The organism is Streptomyces sp. BK208 (genome assembly GCF_004364245.1).
Taxonomy (GTDB): Bacteria; Actinomycetota; Actinomycetes; order Streptomycetales; family Streptomycetaceae; genus Streptomyces.
On sequence record NZ_SOAV01000028.1, the window covers coordinates 1 to 5,451 of the forward strand.

1 protein-coding gene is annotated in these 5,451 nt (G+C 72.5%); it reads right to left on the bottom strand.

The genetic code is table 11. From position 1 onward, the window contains the following. Positions 1-5,451, bottom strand: a 5,451-nt coding sequence (locus tag EV562_RS34885; protein ID WP_133890879.1) for a non-ribosomal peptide synthetase, incomplete at both ends; no start/stop codon positions are given.

Here is a 5,451-nt window from a genome sequence, read left to right on the forward strand (position 1 = left end):
GCCCGTGCGGTACATGCGGCTGCCCGGCTCACCGAACGGGTCGGCGACGAAGCGCTCCGCGGTCAGCCCGGGCCGCTCGTGGTAGCCGCGGCCGATGGCGCCGCCGACGTACAGCTCACCGGCCACGCCGGCCGGCACGGGAGCGAGGCCGGGGCCGAGGACGTACGTGCGCATGTTGCCGAGAGGTCCGCCGATGGGGACGTTGCCCGTGCCGGCCCAGTCCTGGGGAATGGAGTAGGTCGTGGCGTAGAAGTCCTCGGTCTGTCCGTAGGCCTGCTTGAAGCGGGCGCCGGGGATCGCGTCCTTGAGCCTGTCGAGGAGCGCGGCGGGGAACGCGTCACCACCGAGGACGACGGTGTCGACGTGCATCTTCCCGGCGACCTGCTCCAGGACGCGCTCGAAGACGGAGGGGACGGCCTGGAGCACCGAGCCGGTCCAGCCGCCCCGTTCGGCGAGTTCCAGCACGTCGCGCACGATCTCGACGGCGGCGCCCGAGATCAGGGCGCTGAACACCTCGAAGACGGACACGTCGAAGTTGACGGAGGTGGCGCCCAGCATCAGCGCTCCCGGCCGCAGGTCGACCACCTCGGCCAGCCGTGACACGCCGTTGACGAGGTTGGCGTGGGTGATGGCGACGCCCTTGGGGTTGCCGGTGGAACCGGACGTGTACATCACGTACGCCACGTTCTCCGGCCGCAGCGGAGCCGACCGCTCCCCCTCCGACAGATCCGCGCTCTCACCGCCGCCCAGGTCCACGTCCTCCAGCAACAGCAACGGCACACCGACATCCGGCACCACACCCGCCGTCGCCGCATCCGTCAGCACCAGCGCCGGAGCCGCCTCCGCCACGATGTAGTCCAGCCGCCGGCTCGGATACCGCGGATCGATCGGCACATAACCCGCACCAGACTTCAAGATCCCCAGCAGACCCACCACCAGATCCGCCGACCGCGGCAGCGCCAGCCCCACCAGCGACTCGGGACCCACACCCCGGCCCACCAGCACACGCGCCAGCCGGTTCGCCCGCGCGTTCAGCTCACCGTACGACCACTCCACGTCACCGCAGACCACCGCACGCGCGTCCGGAGCCGACACCACCCGCCGCTCCACCAACTCCACCAGGGAGACGTCGGGGTCGGTCACCTCGTTGTCGTTGACGTCGACGACGAGCCGCTCGTGTTCGCCGGGCACCAGCACGTCCACGCCGGACACGGGTGCGGCGGTGTCCGCGACCAGGCCGCGCAGCACGTGCACGAACCGCTCGACGAACGCGGTCACCGTTTCGCGGTCGAAGAGTTCCGTCGCGTACTCGAGGTAGCCGCTCGCACCGGTACCGTCCCGGTTCTCGGAGAGGGTGAGGTAGAGGTCGAACTTGGCGGTCCGGGTCTGCACGACTCCGGGGGTGGCGGTCAGTCCGGGCAGGTCGAAGTCGACGTGCAGCGTGTCGTGCCAGGCGAACATCACCTGGAACAGCGGGTGGTAGGCCCGGGACCGCTCGGGGTTGAGGAGTTCCACGAGCCGTTCGAAGGGCAGGTCCTGGTTGTCGTAGGCCGCCAGGGCCTTGCCGCGCACCCGCTCCAGCACCTCGGAGAAGGCCGGGTTGCCCGACAGGTCCGTCCGCAGCACCCAGGTGTTCACGAAGAAGCCGACCAGATCGCCCAGGGCCTCGTCCCCGCGGCCCGCGATGGGCGCCCCGATCGACACGTCCTCGCCACCGCCCAGCCGGCCCAGCAGCACCGACAGGGCGGCCTGCATGAACATGGACATGGTGACGTCGTGGCGGCGGGCCGTCTCCCGGGCCACGGCCAGGAGGTCAGCGTCGAGGGTGAATTCCAGAATGTCGCCCTGGTGGCCGGCCACGGGCGGGCGGGGCCGGTCCAGGGGCAGTTGCATGGGCTGGGGCACGCCGGCCAGTTCCTCGCGCCAGTACGCCGCCTGCCGCGCCGCGAGGGCGGCGGGGTCGTCCGGGTCGCCGAGGAGGTCGCGCTGCCACAGGGTGTAGTCGGCGTACTGGACCGGCAGTTCCTCCCAGCCCGGGGCACCGCCGTCCAGGCGTGCGGTGTACGCCACCGACAGGTCACGGGCCAGCGGCGCCATCGACTCCCCGTCGGCAGCGATGTGGTGGGTGACCAGCGCGAGCACGTGCTCCCGCGGCCCGGCCCGGAACAGGGTGGCGCGCAGCGGGATCCCGGCCGTGAGATCGAACCGGTGCTCCATCGCCCGGGACACCCGGTCGGTCAGTTCGTGCGCCGGCACCTCCACCACGTCGAGCGCGGGCGCCGCCTCGCCGAGCGGGACGACGCGCTGGAACGGCACACCGCCCTCGTCCTCGTCGAACACGGTCCGCAGGCTCTCGTGCCGCTCCACCACGTCCCGCACGGCGGCGGCCAGCGCGGGTTCGTCCAGCTCGCCCTCCAGCCGGAGGGCCAGCGGGATGTTGTAGGTCGCCGAGGGGCCGTCGAAGCGGTGCATGAACCACAGCCGGCGCTGGGCGTAGGAGAGGGGGATCCGCTCGGGACGGTCCGTGCGGGGACGCAGCGCGGGCCGCACCGGTCCGCCGGAGGTCAGGTGCGGGGCCAGTTCGGCGACGGTCGGCGCGTCGAAGACGGTGCGCACGGCCAGTTCGGTGCCGAGCGATTCGCGGATGCGGCTGACCAGTCGTGTGGCCAGCAGGGAGTGGCCGCCGAGGGCGAAGAAGTTGTCGTCGGCGCCGACCCGGTCGAGGCCGAGCAGTTCGGCGAAGACCGCGGCGAGCGCCGTCTCGGTGGCGCCGTCGGGGGCGCGGTACTCGGAGCCGGTGATTCCGGGTTCGGGCAGGGCCGCCCGGTCCACCTTTCCGTTGGCCGTCGTGGGCAGCCGGTCGAGCAGGACGAACGCCGACGGCACCATGTGGCCGGGCAGCCGTTCGGCCAGGAAGGCACGCAGGTCGTCCACGGTGACGTGCTCGTCCACCGGCACGGCGTAGCCGACCAGTTGCCTGCCCACGGCCGCGGTGCGTCCGGCCCGCGCCACCACTGCGGCGCGGACCACACCGGGATGGCCGTCCAGGACGTTCTCGACCTCGCCCGGCTCGATCCGGAAACCGCGGATCTTCACCTGGTCGTCGATCCGGCCGAGGTAGTCGAGCTGGCCGTCGTCCCGCCAGCGGACCTGGTCGCCGGTGCGGTACATGCGCTCGCCGGCGGGCCCGAACGGGTCGGCGACGAAACGCTCGGCGGTGAGTCCGGGCCGGCGCAGATAGCTCCGGGCGACACCCCGGCCGGCGATGTACAGCTCGCCGGCCGCGCCGGGCGGCACCGGCCGCAGCCAGGGGTCCAGTACGTACAGCCGTGTGTTGAGCACGGGCCGCCCGATGGGCGGGGCCGTGCCGTCGGCCACGAGGGGGTCGCTCAGCGTGGCGACGCACGTGGTCTCGGTCGGTCCGAAGCCGTTGATCAGCCGGCGGTCCGGGGCCCAGGTCTCCACGATGCCCGGCGGCACCGCCTCCCCGCCCACCCCGAGCGTGGCCAGGTGCGGGAACCTCTCGGGCGGCAGGGTGGCGAGGGTCGAGGTGGCGATGAGGCCGACGCTGATCTCCGCCTCGGCGAGAGTGGCCTTGAGGGACTCGCCGATCTGCTGGCCCGGGGGCACGACGAGGGTGGCCCCGGCGGCGAACGCCGTCAGCCATTCCATGACGGAGATGTCGAAGCTGGGCGAGGTGCAGGCGAGCACCTTGGACCGCGCCGTCACCTCGAACCGTTCGATCTCGGTGCGGGCCAGGCTGGGCAGCGGGCTGTGCGGTACGACGACGCCCTTGGGCCGTCCGGTCGAGCCGGAGGTGTAGATGACGTACGCGGTGTGCTGCGGCCGCAGGGAGCCGCGGCGGTCGGCGTCGGTGGGATCGGCGCCGGGGCGGCGCTCGAGCTGCGCGAGGGTGTCCGGCTCGTCGAGTACGACGGTGCCGGGGTGGTGGGGGAGTCCCCCGGTCCACTCGGCCCGCGTCAGCAGCAGTGCCGGCTGCGCGTCGTCGAGCATGTAGGAGATCCGCTCGGCCGGATAGGCCGGGTCGACGGGCAGGAAGGCACCGCCGGCCTTGACCACCGCCAGCAGTGCGGTGATCTGCTCCACGGAGCGCGGCAGCGCGAGCGCCACCGTGGTCTCGGGGGCCACGCCGCGCTCGATCAGCAGGTGCGCGAGGCGGTTGGCCCGGGTGTTCAGTTCACCGTAGGTCAGGGTGAGTCCGCCGGAGACCACGGCGGTCGCGTCCGGGGTGAGGGCGGCCTGCCGCTCGAACAGCTCGGGCACGGTCTCGTCGGGCACGGACACGGCCGTGTCGTTGAGCGTGCGCAGGAGGCGGTCGCGTTCCGCGGGCGCGAGCATGGGCACACCGGCGAGCTTGCGGTCGCCGTCCTCGGCCAGGGCGCACAGCACGCGGCGCACCCGTGCGGCCATGTCCTCGACGTCCGCGGGAGCGAGTGCGTCGAGCCGGTACTGAAGGATGATCCGCAGATAAGGATCGAGGTCGGCGGCGAGCATCAGCGGGTAGTGCGTGACGGAGAACGGCTGCAGACCGGTGACGGCGATGCCGGCCTTCTCGCCCGCCTCGGTGAGCGCTCCCTGGTCCTCGGGATAGGACTCGAAGACGACGAGGGTGTCGAAGAGGGCCGGGAGCCCGGTGCGCTGCTGGATGTCGGTGAGCCCGTGGTGATGGTGTTCCATCAGGGCCGCCTGCCGGTGCTGGAGCCCGCGCAGCAGGCCGGCCACGGTGTCCGACGCGGCGAGTGGCACCCGCACCGGCAGGGTGTTGATGAACATGCCGATCATGGCGTCGGCGCCGGGCACCTCGGGCGGCCGTCCGGAGACGGTGGCGCCGAACAGCACGTCCTGCCGTCCCGTCAGCTGTCCGAGCACCAGGGCCCAGGCGCCCTGCACCAGGGTGTTGACGGTGACGCCCAGTTCCCCGGCCCGGCGGGCGATGCGCGCCGCCTCGTCCTGGGTGAGGTTCACGTCGGCCTGGCCGAATCCGGTGTCGTGCGCCGCGGCCCTTCCGACGGCGGCCGGCGCGATGAGCGTGGGTTCCTCGACCCCGTCGAGTTCCGCGGCCCAGGCGTCGGCCGCGGCGGCCCGGTCCTGCCGGGTCAGCCAGGCCAGGAAGTCCCGGTAGCCGGCGACGGCGGGCAATGCCGACTGCTCGCCCGAGGAGGCGTAGAGCCGCAGCAGGTCCTGTGTCAGCAGCGGTATGGACCAGCCGTCGAAGAGGACGTGATGGGCGGTGACGACGAGTTCGCTGCGCTCGTCGGTCAGGCGGACCAGCGCCAGCCGGAGCAGGGGCGGAGCGGCCGGGTCGAAGTGGACGGTGTGGTCGCGGGCGAGGAATGCCTCGAGCTCCGCCTCCCTGTCCGCCTCGGAGAACCGGCGCAGATCCACCTCCTGCCAGGGCAGCTCCACCTCGTCCAGGACCAGTTGGACCAG